The organism is uncultured Desulfovibrio sp., assembly GCF_944324935.1.
Lineage (GTDB): Bacteria > Desulfobacterota > Desulfovibrionia > Desulfovibrionales > Desulfovibrionaceae > Desulfovibrio.
Genome location: NZ_CALUYG010000046.1, coordinates 1 through 20373, shown reverse-complemented (window position 1 = coordinate 20373; position 20373 = coordinate 1). Strand labels below are relative to the sequence as shown.

Below are 20373 nucleotides of genomic sequence, written 5' to 3'. Positions count from 1 at the left end.
CGGCCATTTCAAGGGAAGTCCGGCGAAACGCCAAGAAAAACGGCAGATATGATGCACAGGCCGCTCAAAGGCGGGCCAACTGGCGTGCCTCAAAAAATAAGAACGCGGGAAAGCGGACGGCTTTTCTTGCCGCATTACAGCTGTCGAACGCAAGAGCGGTTTTCTCATGGCGACGTACAGCGCGGATCGCTCAAGCACCGTTGTCGCGGCAGGGATCAAACAGCTTTTTTCACGAGTTCCCGCCTGGTTTTTCAAAAGTATTACCTATGACCAGGGCAGGGAATTTTTCAATGACAAGCGGATGGACCACCATTTTGGTACGGCAAGCTCTTTCCGCCACGCCGGCTGCCCCGGAGAGCGGGGGCTCAATGAGCGGACAAACGGCCTGCTCCGGCAATTTTTCCCCCGCACTCGAAACTTCAGGGGCCTTGGGAGCACGAGACAGCGCGGGCGGTGGCCTTCATAAACCACCGCCCGCGCAAGAAGTTCGGTGACAGGACAACTGTGGAAAAAATGAGGGAAGACGGGGGCTTCTGTGTGTCAACTTTCGTTTGACAATCTGCCGCAAAAAGTCCCCCTTTCCCCCACAAAAAACCTTCCGACAAAAAGGTGCGCCTACACGGCACGCGCGGCGGCGGTCAGACCGGCGTTGCGTTCGATGAGGTCGAGGGCGCGGGCGATCTGGCGGCCTTTGCTGCTTTCGCGGGCGAGTTCGCGTTCCAGACTGGTGATGCCCTTGATGACGGAGGAGTGGGTACGATTGAGGCGGTCCCCGATCTCGGCCAGGGACAGATCGGTGTGCTTGCGGGCCAGATAGAAGATGGTATTGCGGCCCATGACGCACTCCTGACGGCGGGAGCGGGACTCAAGCTGTCGCAGGCTCAGGCCGTAGATCTTGCAGACGAGCGCCACGATGTCGTCCCAGTCCGGGACGGTCTCGGCCCCGGCGAACTGCTGGAGCACTTCCAGCGCCATTTCCGGGCTGATGCGCTTGTGCAGCAGGCGGGCTTTGAAAGCCAGATTGTTGAGACAGGCTTCCAGCTGGCGGATGTCTCCGGTCAGGCGGCCCGCCAGCAGTTCGCCCACCTCGTCGGGCAGCATGACCTGAAAGCTGCGCGCCTTGCGCTGGAGGATCTCGCGCCGCATCTCCTGCGTGGGACGATCCATCGGGGCCAGGATGCCGGCGGAAAGGTGTGACACGAGCTGACTGTCAAGGCGGGAGAGTTCGCGCGGCGTGAAGGTGCTGGTAAAGATGGCCCTGCCGCCGCGGCTTTGCAGGCTCTTGACCAGATTGAGCACCATTTCCTGGATCTTTTCCTTGCCCTGCAGGAAGTGCACATCTTCCAGCAGGAGGACGTCCCACTGGTGCATCTGCTCGCGGAAGCTTTCCACATCACGCTGGCGCACGGCCTGGACGAAACGGGAGGTCAGCTCCTCGGCGGTGAGGTAGCCCACCCGGGCGCCCTCGCCGTCCTGTTGCAGGCTCAATCCCACGGCCTGCGCCAGATGGGTCTTGCCCAGCCCGGGGGCCGAGCTGACGAAGAGGGTCTCCACGAAGCCGTCGGCCTTGCAGACGTCCCGGGCGGCGGCCACAGCCATCTCATTGCTGCTGCCGACCACGAAATCATCGAAGCTGAAGCGAAAACGCGGGCGGGCCTTGGGCATGGGGGCGAGCCCCAGCGGCAAAGTGCCCTGTTGGGCGCTCATGGCCGCGGGCGTATCCGGTGCAGAAACAGGCGACGCCTGCCCCTCGCTGCCGGGCTGCACGGGGAGAGGCGCGGGAGAGGCCGTCTCCACGGCTGTCTGGGCGGCAAATTCCAGCGTCAGGGCGGCGGGTTCGCATTCAAGAACAGCGGCAGCGGCTTCCCGGATCAGAGGCTCGAACTGTTCGCGCAACCGGCGGGCGGCAAAGGCGGACACCGTGGAGAGACGGAGCGTCGTCCCCTCGATGGTCGCCTGGACAGGAGCCACCCAGACCTTGTACGGGCCGGCCTCCATAAGATTTTCGAGGATTTTTTGTATTTTCTGCCATTGTTCCTGCATGCGCTTTCTATACCCGAAGCGCCAAAACAGGAGCAATGAGAAGAAAATGTGCAGATATGCCCAAAGGCTTTTTTTCCCTTCCCCAAGTCTTTTTTTGTAATTATTTACAATATAATACTTTTTTTATTTAGCCCTTTTGCCATTCCGTCAGCGAAGTACCTGATAATCCGGCATGACAACGGCTTTCCACACTTTTTTCCGCAAAACATTGTGACAAGATATACACAATCATTATTTTTATTTTCTCTATTTTTCTCATTTTTTCTCCATTTTTCTTGCCGCCCTTGGCAAGGCAGGGTCGTCCTGCCTCTGCGCCTGTCAAGGGGGCTGAAAAAAAAATCTTGTTTTTTTCTAGAGAATTGCCTTTCCCGGTCTGACCGCCAGGTTTTCCCCATGCGATGTCCCGCGGCCGGACGTGTACCGGGTCGGCAGAAACGGACAATAAAAAAGGGCGGCACGCGGCCGCCCGGACGGGAGGGAAGGAACAGGAAAGGCGGATGCGCCCGCCGGAGCCTCAGGCGTCACGGCAGGTTTCGCCGCCGTGCTTGAGACTCTGCCCCTGAGTGATGAAGTGTACATGCTCGGCCACATTGACGGCCCGCCGCCAGATGCGGGACAGGCTGTGCACCACGAGGATGTAGTGCATGACCCAGTGCGGATCGCTGCCGGCCGTGGAGGTGAGACGCTCCATGAGACGATGGATGACCAGCACCTCGCTCTGGACGGCATCGTCATCCTCATCACGCATGCGCAGGGCCACCGAGCCGTCATGGTTGCGAAAGGCCTCCTCGGCCATGTCGAAGGCCGCACGGGTACGGCGAAGCATGCGGCGCAGTTCTTCCGGCATCTCGGGCCGCTGTCCCAGATCCTGCAGGAGGATGGCCTGTTCGGCTATGCTGACGGCCTCGTCGCCGATGCGTTCCAGATCGGCGACCATACGCAGGGCTCCCACCACGAAGCGCAGATCACGGGCCACGGGCTGGGTGCGGGCCAGCAGGCAGAGGGCCTGCTCATCGATCTCGTCTTCCAGATCGTCGATGACGTTGTCCCCGTCGATGACGGCCGCCGCGCGAGCCGGGCTTTTTTCGTCCAGCGCGCGAAAGCTCTCGTCGAGCGCAATGCCGACCGCGGCGCTCATGACCAGCAGACGGGTACGCAGGCCGGCAATGGCCTGTCCGGGAAACTGTTCCTGATGTCTCATGGAAAAATCCTCCTGAAGAGCGGGCTTCCGGTAAGCGGTCCCACCCGCAAAATGACTGTCTCTGCAAGGCGTGGCCCTTGAAAAAACGCGCCGCTTCCCTCTCCGCCCTTCCTCTCTCATGCTGCCGGGGGACTGCCGGCGCGGGAAAGCGGCAGCTCCTCCGCATCGCTCCATCCGTCAAAATAGAGCATTTTCCGTTTGAAACGCGCTGCGTTTCAAACCATACGGCCTGTCGTTTCGCGGAAAAAACGCGTTTTTTCCGCTCACTTTGGGCCGGGCGGCGCTGTGCTGCCGCCTCGCATTTTGCCTTTTTCAAAGGCAAAATGCTCTGAAAGCGCGTTGGGGGAAGGTTGGAGGGCTTGGGGGGAAGGGCCCCCCTGGCTCTGCTGTCGATGCCTGCAAGGCTCCTTCGTCGCCTAACAGGCACGGCCTGTGGCCGCCTTTCGGTCGCTTGCCGGCGCGCAAGGGGGTTCCCTTCCCCCCAAATAGGCAACCAATACTGAACAAGCCCTACCCGAAACGTCCGGTGATGTAATCCTCGGTCTGTTTCTGGGTCGGACGGGTGAAGATGGCGTCGGTGGTCCCGTGTTCGATGAGGCGGCCCATGTAGAAGAAGGCCGTTTCGTCGGAGATGCGCGCCGCCTGCTGCATGCTGTGGGTGACGATGATGATGGTCAGCCCGTCCTTGAGTTCCTGCACGCTGTCTTCCAGCTTGCGGGTGGCTATGGGATCAAGGGCGCTGGCGGGTTCGTCCATGAGCAGGACTTCCGGCTCCACGGCCAGCGCGCGGGCGATGCACAGGCGCTGCTGCTGCCCGCCGGAGAGGCCAAGCGCCGAGTCGCCCAGCCGGTCCTTGACTTCGTCGAAGAGAGCGGCCCGCCTGAGGGAGGCTTCCACCTTTTCCTCGATGAGGCGGCGGTCCGACAGGCCGTTGACCCGCAGGCCGTAGGCCACGTTCTCAAAGATGCTCTTGGGGAAGGGGTTCGGCTTCTGGAAGACCATGCCCACCCGGCGACGCAGGGCCACCACGTCGGTGGACGGGGTGTTCACGTCCTTGCCGTCCAGCAGGATGGAGCCCTCCACCCGCGCCGAGGGCACAAGATCGTTCATGCGGTTGAGGCAGCGCAGGAAGGTGGACTTGCCGCAGCCGGACGGCCCGATGAGGGCCGTGACCTTGCCGGTGAAGAAATCCAGATGCACATCATGCAGCGCATGATGTTTGCCATAGAAGACATTGACCTGGCGGGCCGAGAGACTGGGGTTCATGCGTTTTCTTCCTTGACGGGATCGGTGACGGGGGCGGCGCTCCCGGCACGGGGGAGCGTGAATTCAAAGGAGGTGCTGCCGTCAGGGGCGGGACTGCACACGCTCACGCGTCCGCCGCACTGCTCCACGGCATGCTTGCAGATGGCCAGCCCCAGCCCGGTGCCGCCCTGGCTGCGGTGTCGCTCCACCTGATAGAAGCGTTCAAAGATGCGGTTCTGGTCGGCTGCCGGGATGCCGGGGCCGTCGTCCACCACCCGGAAACGCCACATCTCCCCTTCCGGCAGGGCAAAGATGCGGATGGCACTGTCCTCGGGGGCGTAGCGCGAGGCATTTTCCACCAGGTTCCGAAACACCTGCATGAGCAGGCGGGCATTGGCGCGCACCGTACAGGTGTCGGGGACCTGCGCCACGAGCCGCAGGCCGCGTCTGTCCATCTGGCTGCGGCACAGCCCCTGCACGAGCTCCAGCACGGGGCAGACGGCCACGTCCTCAAGCGGCCCCGCGGGCTGGGCATCCAGGCGGGCAAGTTGCAGCAGATCGTCCACCATGCGGGAAAGGGAACAGGCGTGGCGATAGATGATCTCCGCAAAACGGCGTTCCTGCGGGGTCCCCTCCAGCTCCAGCAGGGTCTCAGCCGAGCCTTGTATGGCCGTGAGCGGCGTACGCAGCTCATGGGAGACGTTGGCCACGAAATCCCGGCGCACTTTCTCCAGGCGGACGAAGGCGCTGACATCGTGGAAGACAGCCACCAGCCCGAGCCTGTCCTCGGCCAGCCCGGAACGGGAAAGCACCACCGCCAGACTGACGCCGGACGAAAGTTCCAGCGTGAGCTGGCGCTGGGCCGACAGCGTCTCGTCGTCCACCTCTTCGGCCAGCAGACTGTCCACGGCCGCCTGAAGGGCCGGATGCGGGATGGCCTCGATGACCTGCGCGCCAAGCTGCCGCCCCACCACGGGGAACAGCCGGACCAGCGCGGCATTGCAGCGACGGATCTGCCCTTGCGGGCCGAGCACCAGCACCCCGTCGCTCATGGTGTCGAGCACGGCTTCGAGCTGTGCCGCCTGATCGGCGGAGTGGCGCACCTCGCGTTCGATATTGGTGGCCATGCGGTCCACCGCCTCCACCAGCGGGGCGAATTCCTGCCCCGGCAGGCGGCAGAGGCGCCGATGGAAGTTGCCGTGGGAAATGGCCTCCACCATGTCGATCATGGAACGCAGCGACGCCCGCAGCGCCCCGGACAGCAGCACGGCCAGCAGCACGGCCACCACCGCGGCCACGGCCGCCACCTGGAAGAGCGCGCTCATGCGGTCGGAGATGGCGTCCTCCAGCACGGGCAGCGGCAGAGCCAGCCGCAGGATGCGGCCGTCGTCCAGCGCGGCGGCGGCATAGGCGAAGTCCAGCCCCAGCGTCGCGCTGTGCCGGATGGCGAAGCCCGCGCCTTCGGCAGCGGCCTGCCGCATCTCCGGCCGGTCGCTGTGATTGTCCATGCTTTCGGGGCGAACGCCTCTGGCGCTTTCCAGCAGGATGTGCCCGTGCGCGTCGGATACCGAGCAGCGCACCGGCCAGTCATCCAGACTTTTTTCCACCAGCCGCATGCCCTGCTCCAGATCCGGCGCTTCCTGCAGCAGACAGGCCGCCAGCCTGGTATGGCGCAGCATGTTCTTTCGAAAACCATCCACCTGTTCGTCGTGCAGGAAGGCCCGCACGGAAAACAGGCCGATGACCCCCGATGCCAGCGCCACCACCAGCACCGCACAGAATATCCTGAAGCGGAAGGATGACCAGAGATGTCTCATCATGCCAGTCCCTGTTGAGATTATGCGTGCCCGCGCCCGTCAGGCATGCAGGCGGTACCCCACGCCGCGCACGGTCTCCACCATGTCCGCCTTGTCGCCCAGCTTCTGGCGCAGGCGGCGCACATGGGTATCCACCGTGCGGGCATACCCTTCAAAACTGTAGCCCCAGACCGTATTGAGCAATTGCTCGCGGGTCCGCACCGCGCCGGGATGGCGCATGAGGTCTTCCAGCAGACGGAATTCCGTCGCCGTGAGATTGATCATCTCCCCGTCCACGCTGACGCAGTGGGCCACCCCGTCCAGCACGATGCCGTTGCGGCTGAGGCTGGGCGCGCGGCTGCCCCGCTCGGTGCGGCGCAGGATGGCCTTGACCCGCAGCATGAGTTCGCGGACGCTGAAGGGTTTGACCACATAATCGTCCGCGCCGAGGCTCAGGCCGACCACCCGGTCCACCTCTTCGCCGCGGGCCGTGAGCAGCAGTACCGGGATCTGGGCCGTGGCCTCGCCGGAGGCCAGGCGTCGGCAGACTTCAAAGCCGTCCATGCCCGGCAGCATCACGTCCAGGATGACGCACTGCGGCAGATGCGTCTGTGCCTTTTCCAGCCCGTCCGGGCCGTCGGCGGCCTCCAGCACGGCGTAGCCCTCGCGCTCCAGATGGAAACGCACCAGCTCGCGGATATCGGCCTCATCTTCCACTATAAGAATGGTCGCCACAGTCAGCCTCCTTGCGTTGCGACAGTTAAGCGCGGCATTGCGCCATAATCGTGATGGCACGGTTACAATCCCGTGACAAGCGGCGGAGTGCCACTTATCTCTTTTTTCATTTAAATTCAATAAACTAGCTGAAAATACCACATTGTCGCCCAAGCGTCGCCGGCGTGACGCCATTTTGTAACACGGACAGGCGAGAAGAAGCCGGCGCACGGGGATGTTCCCCGCGCGGACCATCATGGAGCAAAAGGAGAAAAACTCATGTCGTTCGGTAAGATCCTGGCCGCTGTGGCCGCCGTCTGCTGCCTTGCCGCGCCTGCCAAAGCGCAGGACATCACCATCAACGGTTCCACCACCGTCCTGCCCGTCATGCAGAAGGCCGGCGAGTCCTTCATGGCGGCTCATCCCGACATGCATCTGACCATTTCCGGCGGCGGTTCCGGCAACGGCATCAAGGCCCTGCTGGAAAAACAGTGCGACGTGGCCATGAGTTCCCGCCATGTGAAGGACAAGGAGATGGCCGCCGCCAGGAAAAACGGCGTCGACCCCGTCACCACGGCCATCGCCGTGGACGCCATCGTGCCGGTGGTGCATCCCGACAACCCGGTGAACGACCTCAGCACGGCCCAGCTTGCCGACATCTACGCGGGCAAGATCACCAACTGGAAGGAGCTCGGCGGCAAGGACGGCAAGATCGTGGTCATCAGCCGCGACACCTCCTCCGGCACCTTTGAATGCTGGCAGGAGCTGGTCATGGGCAAGACCCGCGTCTTCCCGGCCGCGCTCATGCAGGCCTCCAACGGGGCCGTGGTGCAGGCCGTGTCCAAGAATCCCCAGGCCATCGGCTACATCGGGCTGGGCTATCTGGACAAGTCCGTCAAGGACCTCATGGTCAATGACGTCAAGGCCACGCCCGAGACCGCGCTCAGCAAGCAGTGGCCCATTGCCCGCGAGCTCTACATCGTCACCAACGGCGCGCCCGCCGGCGGCGTGAAGCAGCTCGTGGACCACCTGCTGGCCCCCGACAAGGGACAGAAGGACGTGCTCGCCGTGGGCTATGTGCCGCTGAAGCAGTAGGAACTGTCAGTATTGGGGGGAAGGGAACCCCCTCGCCTGGCGCGGGAGGGGGATCCCTTCCCCCCATGCCCCCATCCTTCCCCCAGCGCGCTTTTATCAGGGCCAACCCTTCACGCCGACGCCTCGCGAAGTACCGGAGTCTGTATGCACATTCGCACCAAGGAAAGCCTTTTTCGCGGCACGGTGGCCGTGGTGGCCGGCAGTTCCCTGCTGGCCCTCGCGGGCATCGTGCTCTTCCTCTTCATGGAAGGGCTGCCGCTCTTTGCCCATTATCCGCTGACGGACTTTCTGTTCGGCTCGCTCTGGTATCCCACGGAAGATCCCGGCCTCTTCGGCATCCTGCCGCTCATCGCGGCCTCGCTGGCGGTCACGGCGCTCTCTTCCCTGCTGGCCGTGCCGCTGGGCGTGCTGACGGCGGTCTATCTCAACGAGGTGGCCCCCGCCGCCGTGCGACGCCTCATCAAGCCTTTCGTGGAGCTGCTGGCCGCCCTGCCCTCGGTGGTGCTGGGCTTTCTGGGCATGGTGGTGCTGGCCCCCTTCCTCCAGGACGTGCTGGGCGCGGCCACGGGCCTCAATCTGCTCAATGCCGCGCTGGTGCTGGCCATTATGAGCGTGCCCACCATCTGCTCCGTTTCCGAAGACGCCCTGCACGCCGTGCCGCGCACCCTGCGGGAAGCCTCGCTGGCGCTGGGCGCGACCCGCTGGCAGACCATCTGCCGCGTGACCGTGCCCGCCGCCCTGTCCGGCATCGGGACGGCGGTCATGCTGGGCATGTCGCGGGCCATCGGGGAAACGATGGTCGTGCTCATGGCCGCCGGGGGCGCGGGCATCATCCCCACTTCCCTGCTCGATCCGGTACGCCCCATGCCCGCTTCCATCGCCGCGGAAATGGCCGAAGCCCCCTTCCGCAGCGATCACTATCACGCCCTGTTCGCCATCGGCATCGTGCTGTTCTTCCTGACGCTGGCCTTCAACCTCATCGCCTCCCGCATCGCCGAGAAGCACCGGCAGGCGGGCAGCTCCAGCCTCTAGGGTCTGTTAACACAAATTTTACTAATTATTTCACTATATACAGAAAGTCAGATGTACATATTCCGCCTGCCCTGACGGGCAATACGCCTCTCGTCCCTGCTTTTCCCCTGATAAAAGCGCGCTGGGGAAGGGATGGGGAGCTTGGGGGGAAGGATTACGAGAACGCCTTTTCTCGCTTCGCTGCGAAAAGGCTGGGCCCTCCCGCGCTGGCGGCGACCGAAAGGCGGCCCTCAGGGCCGTGCCTGTCAGGCCGTAAGGCCTTACAGGCATCGACAGCAGAGCGAGGGGCCCCCTTCCCCCCAAACAAGCAGCGAATAGCGTTAACAGACCCTGGAACGGATACCCGTTTGCCCGTATTCGCGCCACCCTCCCAGAAAAATACGACAGGAGACACCATGTCCACCCCGCTTTCCGCTCCATCCGACACCGTTCCCTCGTCCGCCTCGCGCCGTCTGCTGACGGAAAAAGCCATGTTCGGCCTGTTGCGCCTCATCGCCGCGTGCAACGTGCTGGTGCTGGTCGGGATCTGCGTCTTTCTGCTGGCGCAGGGCCTGCCCGCCCTGTCCTGGGAATTCCTCAGCGAGCCGCCCCGCAAGATGATGACCGAGGGCGGCATCCTGCCCTGTATCATCGGGACGGCCATCCTTTCGCTGGGCGCGCTGCTGCTGGCCTTTCCGCTGGGGGTGCTGAGCGCCGTCTATCTGCACGAGTACGCCGCCAGATCCCGTCTGGCGGGCTATGTGCGGCTGGGCGTCAACAATCTTGCCGGGGTGCCGTCCGTGGTCTTCGGTCTGTTCGGCCTGTCCTTCTTCGTGACCTTCTGCGGCTTCGGGGTCTGCATCCTCTCCGGCGTGCTGACGCTGGCCGTGCTCACTCTGCCGGTCATCATCAATACTGCGGAAGAGGCCCTGCGCGCCGTGCCCGCCACCTACCGCGAAGCCTCGCTGGCGCTGGGCGCGGCCCGCTACCAGACCATTTTGCGCGTGGTGCTGCCCTGCGCCCTGCCCGGCATGCTCACCGGGGCCATCCTCGGCGTGGCCCGCGCCGCCGGCGAGACCGCGGCCATCATGTTCACGGCCGCCGTCTTTTCCACGCCCAAGTCGCCGGATTCCCTGTTCAGCGCCGTCATGGCCCTGCCCTACCATATGTATGTGCTGGCCACCGCCGGAACGGACATCGAAAAGACCCGCCCCCTGCAATACGGGACGGGGCTTGTGCTCATCCTGCTGGTGCTGGGCATGAACCTTGCCGCCATCGTCCTGCGCGACCGTCTGCAACAGAAACGCTGAGCCCGGCATGCGGGGAGCGATGCCGCCCGCTCAGACCAGGGAAAAGGCAACCCCCGACCAGCATCCGCCGCACGCCGGCAGCCCTTCCACGAATTCCACGCAAGAGGCGATCCGGCTGGCGGCGGGGCGGGCCTTGGGGGCACCCCCCTCATCCAGCGGGAAACAGCGTGCCCGGCCGCCAGCTGGCCGCTGAGCGGCGGCAGCCCTGCCGCACATGCACGACCGTCCAACGGGGCCGCCGTTGCGGATGACCAGAGGGAAGCCCGGCGGCAGGCATCCGCCCACCTTCACGCGAGCGCCGCAACGCCCCGCCGGCCACGAAGCTTTCCGCCGCACCATCCCGCAAGAGCGAAGACATCATAGCGGAATCGCTGAAAAACGATCTGCAGGCCGCGTCCTGCGGCACGCAGTCATGCGGCATGTCCTCACCCTCCAGCCGCATGCCTGCGCGGAGGATGACCAGCATGTGCTGGCACTCTGCGCCTAGCGGGAAGGCGTCTCCGCAGGAGCGATGGCGGGCAGCACGCGGATCTCCAGCGTGTGCGTGCCGCGCTCATGCCAGACGGCCCCGGCACAGGTCCCCTTGCTGACGTAGCCCACGGCGACCGTGCAGACATAGCGCCCGGGCACATGGAAACGGATGTCGCTCTTCGGGAAGCCGGGCAGGACATCCGGCTCCCTGCCGTCCGGCCGCTGCGTCCAGCGTATCTGCACGCCGGCAAAGGCCGTACCGCCGGGCAAAGGCGGCTGATCCGCCGTGAGCTGCACGGTTTCCCCGCAACGGGCCTCGGCGGGCAGACAGGCCCGCGTCCCCCGCGCAAGGCTGCCGGACGCCTCTCCGGCGGACGGGGGCCGCCCTCCGACGGCCTCCGCGGCCTTGACAGGCCAGGGAAAAAGAAGAAACAAGCACAAGAGCATCGTCACACACGTCATCGTCAACCTCCCGGACCTGTCCGGCCGCACAGTTTTTTTCGGGGACATCAGCCATGCCGCAGGCATCTTCCGCCCGTCGCCGCTCTCTTCCGCCGTCCGAAGTCTTTTCCGGCCTTTTCGCGCCGTCGCTCCCGGCCCGCCGGAAGGCCGCGGCCGTGCTTGCCCGCTTCGACGTCTGCATGGAAAGCTTTCTGGAGCTCTGGACCCTGCGCATGCAGGCGGCGGGGTATCTGTCCTTCACCACGGCCCGGCGCGATGATTGCGTGGCCGCCTGCCGGTCCTTCCTGGAACCTGTGCTGCGGCATGCCGGCGCGGAGCGGCCCACCACCTTCGAAACCCTGCGCGAGAATGCCGACGGCTGGGCCGACGCCCTCCTGCAAGCCGGGGTGCGGCACTGCCGGCGCGGCGTCAGCGCAGGCATGTACCTCGGCTGCTTCAAGACCTTCATCATGGCGCTTGAGGATGCGCTGGCCCTGCTGCCGCGGCTCTGTTCCGGCATCCCCGCGGATCATATCCCGGCGGCAACGGAGTTCCTGCGCCTGCATGCCCACGCCTTTGAAGTGCTCTGGACGGACGCCGGTCTGCTGGAGATGACCAGCGTCCAGCAGCCCGCCCCCGCGGCGGCCGGCTCCCCACAGGATGATCTGTTGCGCCTGCTCACGCTGGAAAAATGCCGCTTTGAAAACATCTTCAACACCACTTCCGACGGCGTGCTGGTCATGGACGAGCGCTGCCGCATCGCCACCGCCAACCGTTCCCTGCGTCAATACGCCGGGGAAGGCATCGAGGGCAAGCCCGTCTGGGAGGCCCTGCGCCTGGAGGGCGAAAGCCCGGAAGAATTCTTCCGCTACTACCCCATCGGCCAGACGGTGGAAGTCAGCCCCTTCGGGGACGGCCTGTTCTTCCGCCTGTCCATCGCCTCGCTGGGCGGCGTGAGCCTTGCCAGCGCCGGGGAAATATCTCGTCCTGCTCACCAACATCACGCCGCAGGTCCTGCAACGGGAAATGATGGAGGAGGCCATCGGCCGCCATGCCGCCGCCCTGCTGGAGGAAAAGCGCCGCCTGGAAGAGCTGGACATCACGCTCCGCACGGTGCTCTCCACCATCCATGCCGAGCGGGACAGCCGCCGCGACGAGCTTTCCTCCCATATCCGCCGCGTGCTGCTGCCCGCTCTTGAACAGATCGGCAAGGAGCCGGATGCCGCCGCGCGCGCCTCCCTGATCCGGCTCGTGCGCGACAGCCTGCGCTCCAGCCTTGCCGACAGCGACGACGGACGGCCCCAGGCCGGCCTGAACCGGCTGACCCTGGCGGAGCTGAAAGTCTGCCGCCTCGTGCGGGCGGGCCACAGCTCCAAGGAGATCGCCGGGCTCCTCAACATCTCGCCGGAGACCGTGCAGACGCATCGCCGCAGCATCCGGCGCAAGCTCGGCCTGCGCGGCCACGATACCCAGCTTGCCGTCCATCTGCTCCGCAATGGCGGCGAAACGGCGTAGGGCCTGCGAGGCTATCTGCTTTTGTTTGGGGGGAAGGGGAACCCCTCCGCCGGCGCGGAAGGGGTTCCCCTTCCCCCCAAGCCCCCTATCCCCTCCCCAGCGCGCTTTTACCGGGGAAGACTCAGGGGCATGAGACAGCCCCGCCCCAAAGACAAACGGAGCGTGTACGACGTATTCGTCTTATTTAGAGAAATTATTTGTAAAATTTGTACTCGCAGGCCCCAGGCGACGAAGGAGCCTTACGGACATCGACAGCAGAGCGAGGGGTTCCCCTTCCCCCCAAACAGACAGCGAATAGGCTTACCCGCCCCTCCCCTCTCTCCTCTCTGATCGGGTAGATGCGTCTACCCGATACCTCACCGAACAATCTCACTGGCATCGCCTGCGCCGCCGGGGCAGACTGGCGGTGGAACGACGGTTCCCCGCCTGTCATACCGGAGGTCCCATGTCGGAACAGATGATGTCCCTGCGCCGTACGGCGCAGCTGCTGCGTGATTTCTTCGCCGCCGCCACGCGGGAGGAGATGCGCGCGGCCCATGACGCCCTTGCCGCCCATATGCCGGAGGGCTTTTCCCCTTCCCGGCTGGACGACAGCGACGCCGCACGGCTGGAATATGCCTTCAACCGGCTCTTCGTGGGCCCTGAGGCGCTGCCCGCCCCCCCGTACGCGTCCATCTATCTGGATGACGATCCCCTGCACATGGGCCCGAGCACGCTGGACATGCGCGCCCTGCTGCACAGTCTGGGCCTCGCCGCGCCGCACGGCGGGCAGCCGGACGACTTTCTGCCCTACGAGCTGGAAGCCTGGCATGCCCTGACCCTCCTGCTGGATGATGAGACCACGCGCCCCGCCGCCCGTGACGCCCTGCAATGGCTTTGCGAGGAACATCTGGGCCGCTGGCTGCCCGTCTTTCTCCAGCGGGCGCGGCGGGCCGGCCCGCCGCCTGAGCTGCTGGCCGTGCTGGACGCGCTCGACGCCTGGCGTGCCGCAAGTCTGCAAAGGAGTCTTTATGAAAACGCATGAACATCTCGCCGGCCGCCGCGGCTTTCTCAAGGGCCTGCTGGCCGCCGGCGCGGCGGGCGTGCTGGGGTCCGGCCCCGGCAGTCTGCTCCGGCCGCATCCGGCCGAGGCCGCCCCCTTCGATCCCTCGGCTTATGAGGTCTTTCGCAACGCCTGTCCGCGCAACTGCTACGATACCTGCAGCATCAAGACCTACGTCCGTGACGGCGTGGTGCAGTTCGTGGAAGGCGCGCCGGAATCCACCTTCACCAACGGCGGGCTCTGCGTGAAGGGCTACACCTACCCCCGCCGCATCTACAGCCCGGATCGCATCAAATATCCCATGCTGCAGGAGGGACGGGGCTCCGGCAACTGGCGGCGCATCAGCTGGGATGAGGCCATGAGCCGCATCGCCGACAAGATCCTGGAGATCAAGAAGCGCGACGGCAACCTGCTCGGCCTGGGCCTGACCAAGTATTCCGGCAATTTCGGCATCACCAACTACGGTGTGGAAGGCATGATGTCCTCCCTCGGCTACACCACCCGCTTTGTGGGGACCCCCTGCTGGCCGGCCGGCATCGACGCCCAGAACTACGACCTCGGCGACATGTGGTGCAACGACCCGGAAGATCTGGTCAAGGCCCGCTATATCATCGTCTGGGGAGCCAATCCGGCCTGGTGCTCCATGCATTCCATGAAGTATCTCTACGCCGCGCGCGAACGCGGAGCCAGGATCCTCGTCATCGACCCCATCTTCACCCAGACGGCGGCCAAGGCCGACGAATTCTGGCAGGTGCGCCCCGGCACGGACGGGGCTCTGGCGCTGGGCATGGCCCGCCATCTGCTGGACGCCGGTCTGGTGGACAGGGATTTCGTGCAGAATGCCGCCGTCGGCTATGAGGACTTTGCCGCCTACCTGAAAACGAACGTCACCGTGGAGTGGGCGGCGAAGACCTCCGGCATCCCGGCGGACGCCATCCGCGCCGCCACGGAAGAGTTTGCCGCCGCCAAACCCGCCACCGTCTGGATCGGCTACGGCATGCAGCGCCATACCAACGGCGGCTCCATGGTCCGGGCCATCGATGCCTTTGTGGCCATGAGCGGCAATATCGGCGTGGAAGGCGGCGGGGCCCGCTACGGGCATCTGCAGACGTGGGGATTCAACTACCACGCCATGATCCAGAAGCAGCCCGCCGGTTCCGTGGGCGTACGCGGCGCCTCCGGCCCCAAGGGCGAGTTCGACTTTGCCGGCGGCGAGGCCGCGACCTACAGCGACCGTACGCTGAACATCAACAAGACCGCGCAGGAGATCCTGGACGCCAGGGACCCTGAACTGCGGATGCTCTGGATAGCCTGCAAGAATCCCTTTGCGCAGGACTTCGACCGTAACAAGCTGGAAAAGGCCTTCGCCAAGCTGGAGATGGTCGTCTCCGTGGAGCAGTTCTTCACCGAGACCGTGCGCCATTCGGACATCGTCCTGCCGGTGACCACCCTTTTCGAGGAGTGGACCATCAACGCCTCCTACTGGCATTACTGGCTCTCGCTCAACGAGCAGGCCATCAAGCCCATGCACGAGGCCAAGTCCAACATCGAGATTGCGGCCCTGCTCTCCCGCGCCATGAACGCCAGGGAGCCCGGCTCCTGCACCTTCCCGCAGGAGGTGGACGGCAAGGAATGGATGATCAAGGAATGCAACAAGGGCATTTACGATCTTTTCGGCATCTCGAGCTGGGAGGAGCTGCGCAAGGGCCCGGCCAAGGCCCGTCTCGCCTCCTCGGCCTCGTGGCATGACCGGACGTTCAAGACGCCGTCCGGCAAGTACGAGTTTTCCTCCGCCCTCTGCGCCAGGAACGGTTTCACCGCCCTGCCGGAATATGTGGAGGGCCGCCGCCCCGACGCGCCCTTCCGTCTTATGACCCCGCACATTCAGTTCGGTCTGCATTCGCAGTTCGTCAATCTGGACTGGATGGAAGCGTATTACCCGGAACCCTTTGTCTACATCCACCCCGCGTCCGCCCGCAAAAAGGGCATTGCCGACGGCGACATGGTGCGCGTTTTCAACCGCATCGGCGAGGTCCGCGTCCGTGCCCGCCTCAGCGGCAATGTGGCCGAGGACTGCGTGGTCATGTACGAGGCGTGGTTCCGCAAGCTGAATTACAATGTACAAAACGTGGTGGACGATTGCGCGGCCGACATGGGCGCCATGAAGACGGGCGCGCCCGGCGTGGCCATCCATGACCAGTTCGTGGACATCGCCCCCGCTGACGGAGGCAGGGCATGAGCACGCGCTACGCCTTTCTGATGGATATGGACAAGTGCATCGGCTGCCGCGGCTGCGGCATGGCCTGCAAGAACTTCAACCAGCTCGCGCCCGACATGGTCTGGCGGCAGGTCTACCCCCTGGATGAACGCATCTACCCCCACAGGGACAGGGCCTTCCTCTCGCTGGCCTGCAACCATTGCGACGATCCGGCCTGTCTGGCCGCCTGCCCTGCCGGCTCCTATACCAAGCGGCCGGACGGCATCGTGGTGCACCACCAGGAGACCTGCATCGGCTGCACCAACTGCATCCGCTCCTGTCCCTACGGCGCGCCGCGCTTCAACAAGGTCGAAAAGCATGCCGAAAAATGCAGCCTCTGCCACGAGCGGCTGGATGCCGGCCTGACACCGGCCTGCGTGCAGGCCTGCCCCACCGGCGCGCTGACCCTCATCGACCTGGATACGTTCGACAATGCCAATGCCGTGCAGTACCCGGCCGGCTACCCGGCCATGCCCCGGCTCAATCCGTCCACCCGGTTCATCCTGCCCCGGATGCCCCGCGTGCTCAGGGGGTGATCCCATGACCTACGAATTCCCGCTCGTCTTCTTTACGGTGCTGACCCAACTCGGCATCGGGCTTGCCCTGGCGGCCGCCTGGAAAACCTGCTTCGGCGGCGCGGCCGTCCCGCGCAGGCTCTGGCTGGCGGCGCTCGTCGCCACTCTGGCCGGGCTGGTGGCCTCTCTCTTCCACCTCGGCGCTCCCCTGCGGGCCGTGACCGCCCTGAACGGCCTCGGCCATTCCTGGCTGAGCCGCGAGGGCCTCGTCTTCGGCCTCTTCGTGCTCCTGCTCCTGCTGGCCGCCCTGCGGCCCGGGCGGGCCGTCACCGCCCTGCCCGCCGCCCTTGCCGGGCTGGCGGCACTGGTGGTGCAGGGCTTCACCTACGCGCCCGTATCCCTGCCGGCCGTCAGCAACGGCTTCCCGCTGCTGCTCTTTGCCCTGACAGCGCTGACGCTGGGCACGGCCTTCGGGGCGGAGACTCCCGGCCCGCAACGTCTGACCATCTGTCTGCTCCTCGTGGTGCTGCTCATCGTCCCCTGCCTCTGGGCTTCGGGCAGCGCCGTCATGCAGGAGACCGCCGCTCTCTGGCGGCAGTCGGCGGGCTTCTGGGCCGGGCTCGTCCTGACCGCGGCGGCCCTCGTGCTCTCCCTCGTCCGGCGTACGGCCGCTCCGGCTCAGGGCGTCCTGCTGTTCTGCGGCGCACTGCTCGTCCGGGTGACCTTCTTCAGCGCCACTGTCCACACCGCGACCCATCTGGGCATGCCGTACTGAGCCATCCCGCACACCATCTGAACGACACACGGGGCGGTCATCCTTCCGGGATGGCCGCCCCGTCGCCTGCCGGGCATCGACAGCAAAGCGAGGGGTTTCCCTTCCCCCGGATACATAGCGAAACGCGTAACAGGCCTGAGCCAGCGGCGGCGCGGCCCCACTCCTTTGCCTGTCTGCCCCGGTGATATGGCAAGGCCCGCGCTTCGCCTCAATGCCGGGACCAGGGTCGGTGATGCCGCAGGACAGGATGATGCCGGCCCGTGGCGATGGCCCGGGCCCGGCGCATGAGCCGCCGGTTGGTATAGCGCATGAGCTGCAGGGCATACTACCGGCCGTTGCGAACGTGTGTCATCTGCCCTCCCCTGCTCCGGGCCCCGCCGGCGGCGATGTTGCGTCCCCCGCCTGTAGCGCATGCCCTGTGCGGCGTCAAACCCTTTGCCATCGTCTCCCACGATATAAATTGAAAATTATTTTCATTTCCATTGACAAGCACGCTCGTTCACCGTACAACTCGTTACACGCCGCCGCTTCCCCCCCGGGGCAAGCCAGGGTATCGTGAGCGACGGCGCTTCGGCCCGCGGCCATCCTGACACGACGACCCAGAGGAACCCCATGATACAGCCAGTCCGACGCCCTTCCCACGCTCCGGCCCGATGTCCTTTCCGGCAGCCGTTTCCCCGCTGCCGGCAACATCAGCAAGGAGTCAGCCATGAAGACGACCGCCGTCCTCGCCTGCCGGGAAAGCGCCAGCAATCTGCACATCGACGTCGGACAGACGCTGGGCAAAGCGCAGGCGGAAGGCATCCTGCATCTTTTGTCCAGCCACGGGGATGCCTGCAAAAGATTTTTCATTGACGTGCGCCAGGTGACGCACCTTGACCACGAGGCCGCCGACAGCCTGCGCGCCGCCCTGCCGCAAAGCCGGGTGAGCATGCAGCGCATCGCCTTCAAGGGACGGCTGGGCTTCGATCTGGCCGTGGACGGCAACAAGGTGCTTATCATGCCCGAAAACGCCAAGCATGTATGCCGGGGGACCTGCCCGGACTGCAAGTGCGCCCACAAAAAAGCCCGCGCAAGGGCACGCAATGCGGCAAGAGAGGCCGGCACCGCGCACGGGACGAGCGCAACGGCCCGACACCACTGACCCACAACCCCTGTTCAGGAAAAGGAGAACTGACATGAAACGCATTCTGACGCTGGCGCTGGCTGCCGGCATGCTTTTGGGCGCGGCCTCGGGCGCGCGGGCCATTGATTTCAAGGCCTCGGGCGAATGGCTGGTGGGCTTCGGCGCGGGCGACGGTTCCCTGCTCGAATCCACCCGCGACGTGGGCCAGCAGCGGAGGCGCGCGGATAGCGACGATATTTTCAACGCCGCCCAGCGCTTCCGTCTGCAACTGGATGCCGTGGCTTCGGAATCCCTCTCCGGTACGGTCTTCTTCGAGATCGGCGATCAGTTCTGGGGCCGGAGCGGCGAAGGCGCGGCCCTTGGCGCGGACGGCACCAGCGTCATCAAGGTGAAGAACGCCTATCTTGACTGGCTGGTCCCCAACACCGACTTGCGCCTGCGTATGGGCCTGCAGGCCATCACCCTGCCCAACGTGGCGGGCGGCTCGGCCATCATGGACGGGGATGCCGCGGCCGTGGCGGCCTCCTACCAGTTCAACGAGAACGTGGGCCTGACCGCCCTCTGGATGCGCCCGCTCAACGACAATTACGACGGCTTCAACGCCGACGGCCAGCCCTACGGCGACGGGTACAGCAACTATCTGGACAACATGGATCTCTTTGCCCTCATGCTGCCCCTGAACTTTGACGGCGTGAGTCTGACCCCCTGGGCCATGCTGGGCTTCCAGGGCAAGAACGCCCGCTTCAACGAGGGCGGCGTCGAGACGTCCGACGGCGCGCTGGACTATACCCTGCCGGGCTATTACCCCGAGTATGACGGCCTCGTCCTCGGCAAGACCTCCAAAGCCTACGGAACCATGTTCTGGGCCGGTCTGCCCATCGCCCTCACCCTCTGGGATCCGCTGAACATCGAGCTGGACATCAACTACGGCTATGTGGAAGCCTTGGGCCGGTATGATGTGCTCAAGCGCGGCGTCGATCCCCGCCGCGGCAGCACCCAGCGTCAGGGCTGGCTCATCAAGGCCCTTGTGGAATACAAAATGGACTGGGGCACGCCCGGCATCTTCGGCTGGTACGCCTCCGGCGACGACGGCAACGTGAAGAACGGCTCCGAACGCCTGCCCTCCATCGCCGGCGCGGGCAACTTCACCTCCTTCATCGGCGACGGCAACCTGGCCTGGGGCACGCTCAGCAACGGCGGCTACGACATGAACCTCACCTATGCCGGCACCTGGGGCATCGGCCTGCAACTTGCCGACATGAGCTTCGTGGAAGACCTCAAGCACACCTTCCGCGTGGCCTACTGGGGCGGCACCAACAGCCCCTCCATGACCAAGTACATGAACTCCTCCTATGCCTGGAACAGCGGCGCGTACAATCAGGACGGCCCCTACCTCACCACCAACGACGGCCTCCTGGAATTCAACCTCGTCAACAGCTACCAGATCTACGAAAACCTGGAAGCCAACCTTGAACTGGGCTACATCGTCAACATGATCGACCGCGATACCTGGAAGCACAGCTCCTACAACCAGCAGAGCTTCCGCAAGCAGGATGCCTGGAAAGCCCAGCTCATCCTCGCCTATACCTTCTAGCCCTGACGCCCGGCGGGGTCTCCCCCGGCCCCGCCGCGCCACATCCCCCGCCCCCACTTTCCTCCCTGTGCAGCCATCGCACACGAGCGACGCATCCGTCCTCCTTCCGCGGATGCGCCGCTCACTGCGTGCTGTGGCATGTTGTCGTGAACAACGTCGTGATAAGTGGAGATAGAAAAACGTGATAAGTCGGTATTTCATGGGATATACTTTTTGAGAAAG

18 protein-coding genes are annotated in these 20373 nt (G+C 64.8%); 12 read left to right on the top strand and 6 right to left on the bottom strand.

What is annotated here, in order from left to right:
• Positions 1-166: 166 nt before the first annotated feature.
• A complete protein-coding gene (locus tag Q0J54_RS12240) occupies positions 167-466 on the top strand; it encodes a hypothetical protein (RefSeq protein WP_367172241.1) in 300 nt (99 codons plus the stop codon).
• Positions 467-615: 149 nt separating this feature from the next.
• Here Q0J54_RS12240 and Q0J54_RS10155 read toward each other — a convergent pair whose 3' ends face one another.
• The 5 genes from Q0J54_RS10155 to Q0J54_RS10135 all read right to left on the bottom strand — a co-directional run bounded on the left by Q0J54_RS10155 (position 616) and on the right by Q0J54_RS10135 (position 7026).
• Positions 616-2043, bottom strand: coding sequence for a DnaA/Hda family protein (locus Q0J54_RS10155; RefSeq protein ID WP_296305357.1), 1428 nt, complete (start codon positions 2041-2043; stop codon positions 616-618).
• Between the two features lie 514 nt (positions 2044-2557).
• Positions 2558-3244 (bottom strand): phosphate signaling complex protein PhoU, encoded by a 687-nt coding sequence (gene phoU, locus Q0J54_RS10150; RefSeq protein WP_296305356.1) that lies wholly within the window; start codon positions 3242-3244, stop codon positions 2558-2560.
• 510 nt (positions 3245-3754) lie between these two features.
• Positions 3755-4510, bottom strand: a complete 756-nt coding sequence (gene pstB / locus Q0J54_RS10145; protein ID WP_296305355.1) for a phosphate ABC transporter ATP-binding protein PstB — start codon at positions 4508-4510, stop codon at positions 3755-3757.
• Positions 4507-6309 (bottom strand): cell wall metabolism sensor histidine kinase WalK, encoded by a 1803-nt coding sequence (locus Q0J54_RS10140; RefSeq protein WP_296305354.1) that lies wholly within the window; start codon positions 6307-6309, stop codon positions 4507-4509. The genes pstB and Q0J54_RS10140 overlap by 4 nt, the downstream gene beginning before the upstream one ends.
• Positions 6310-6345: 36 nt before the next feature.
• Complete coding sequence (locus tag Q0J54_RS10135; protein WP_296305359.1) at positions 6346-7026, bottom strand: response regulator; 681 nt, start codon at positions 7024-7026, stop codon at positions 6346-6348.
• Positions 7027-7278: 252 nt separating this feature from the next.
• Here Q0J54_RS10135 and Q0J54_RS10130 point away from each other — a divergent pair, with 252 nt between their 5' ends.
• The 3 genes from Q0J54_RS10130 to pstA all read left to right on the top strand — a co-directional run bounded on the left by Q0J54_RS10130 (position 7279) and on the right by pstA (position 10415).
• On the top strand, positions 7279-8094 hold the full coding sequence (locus Q0J54_RS10130) for a PstS family phosphate ABC transporter substrate-binding protein (RefSeq protein WP_296305353.1): 816 nt from the start codon (positions 7279-7281) through the stop codon (positions 8092-8094).
• Between the two features lie 144 nt (positions 8095-8238).
• The gene (gene pstC, locus Q0J54_RS10125; RefSeq protein WP_296305352.1) at positions 8239-9126 is read left to right on the top strand and encodes a phosphate ABC transporter permease subunit PstC; all 888 of its coding nucleotides are present in this window, start codon (positions 8239-8241) and stop codon (positions 9124-9126) included.
• 470 nt (positions 9127-9596) lie between these two features.
• Positions 9597-10415 (top strand): phosphate ABC transporter permease PstA, encoded by an 819-nt coding sequence (gene pstA / locus Q0J54_RS10120; protein ID WP_346667455.1) that lies wholly within the window; start codon positions 9597-9599, stop codon positions 10413-10415.
• A gap of 483 nt (positions 10416-10898) precedes the next feature.
• Here pstA and Q0J54_RS10115 read toward each other — a convergent pair whose 3' ends face one another.
• A complete protein-coding gene (locus Q0J54_RS10115; protein WP_296305350.1) occupies positions 10899-11348 on the bottom strand; it encodes a hypothetical protein in 450 nt (149 codons plus the stop codon).
• A gap of 53 nt (positions 11349-11401) precedes the next feature.
• Here Q0J54_RS10115 and Q0J54_RS10110 point away from each other — a divergent pair, with 53 nt between their 5' ends.
• The 8 genes from Q0J54_RS10110 (at position 11402) to Q0J54_RS10075 (ending at position 20151) form a co-directional block, all read left to right on the top strand.
• The gene (locus tag Q0J54_RS10110; protein WP_296305349.1) at positions 11402-12526 is read left to right on the top strand and encodes a PAS domain-containing protein; all 1125 of its coding nucleotides are present in this window, start codon (positions 11402-11404) and stop codon (positions 12524-12526) included.
• A complete protein-coding gene (locus Q0J54_RS10105) occupies positions 12441-12842 on the top strand; it encodes a helix-turn-helix transcriptional regulator (RefSeq protein WP_296305348.1) in 402 nt (133 codons plus the stop codon). Before Q0J54_RS10110 ends, Q0J54_RS10105 begins: the two co-directional genes overlap by 86 nt.
• Before the next feature lie 445 nt (positions 12843-13287).
• Complete coding sequence (locus tag Q0J54_RS10100; RefSeq protein ID WP_296305347.1) at positions 13288-13866, top strand: molecular chaperone TorD family protein; 579 nt, start codon at positions 13288-13290, stop codon at positions 13864-13866.
• Positions 13853-16123 (top strand): molybdopterin-dependent oxidoreductase, encoded by a 2271-nt coding sequence (locus Q0J54_RS10095; protein WP_296305346.1) that lies wholly within the window; start codon positions 13853-13855, stop codon positions 16121-16123. The genes Q0J54_RS10100 and Q0J54_RS10095 overlap by 14 nt, the downstream gene beginning before the upstream one ends.
• Positions 16120-16677, top strand: a complete 558-nt coding sequence (locus Q0J54_RS10090; RefSeq protein ID WP_296305345.1) for a 4Fe-4S dicluster domain-containing protein — start codon at positions 16120-16122, stop codon at positions 16675-16677. The genes Q0J54_RS10095 and Q0J54_RS10090 overlap by 4 nt, the downstream gene beginning before the upstream one ends.
• 4 nt (positions 16678-16681) lie before the next feature.
• Positions 16682-17431 carry a DmsC/YnfH family molybdoenzyme membrane anchor subunit gene (locus Q0J54_RS10085; protein WP_296305344.1) on the top strand — a complete coding sequence of 250 codons (750 nt, stop codon included), beginning with the start codon at positions 16682-16684 and terminating at the stop codon, positions 17429-17431.
• A 709-nt stretch (positions 17432-18140) separates the two neighbouring features.
• Positions 18141-18575 carry a squalene cyclase gene (locus tag Q0J54_RS10080; RefSeq protein ID WP_296305343.1) on the top strand — a complete coding sequence of 145 codons (435 nt, stop codon included), beginning with the start codon at positions 18141-18143 and terminating at the stop codon, positions 18573-18575.
• A 34-nt stretch (positions 18576-18609) separates the two neighbouring features.
• Positions 18610-20151, top strand: coding sequence for an outer membrane homotrimeric porin (locus Q0J54_RS10075; protein ID WP_296305342.1), 1542 nt, complete (start codon positions 18610-18612; stop codon positions 20149-20151).
• Positions 20152-20373: the final 222 nt, after the last annotated feature.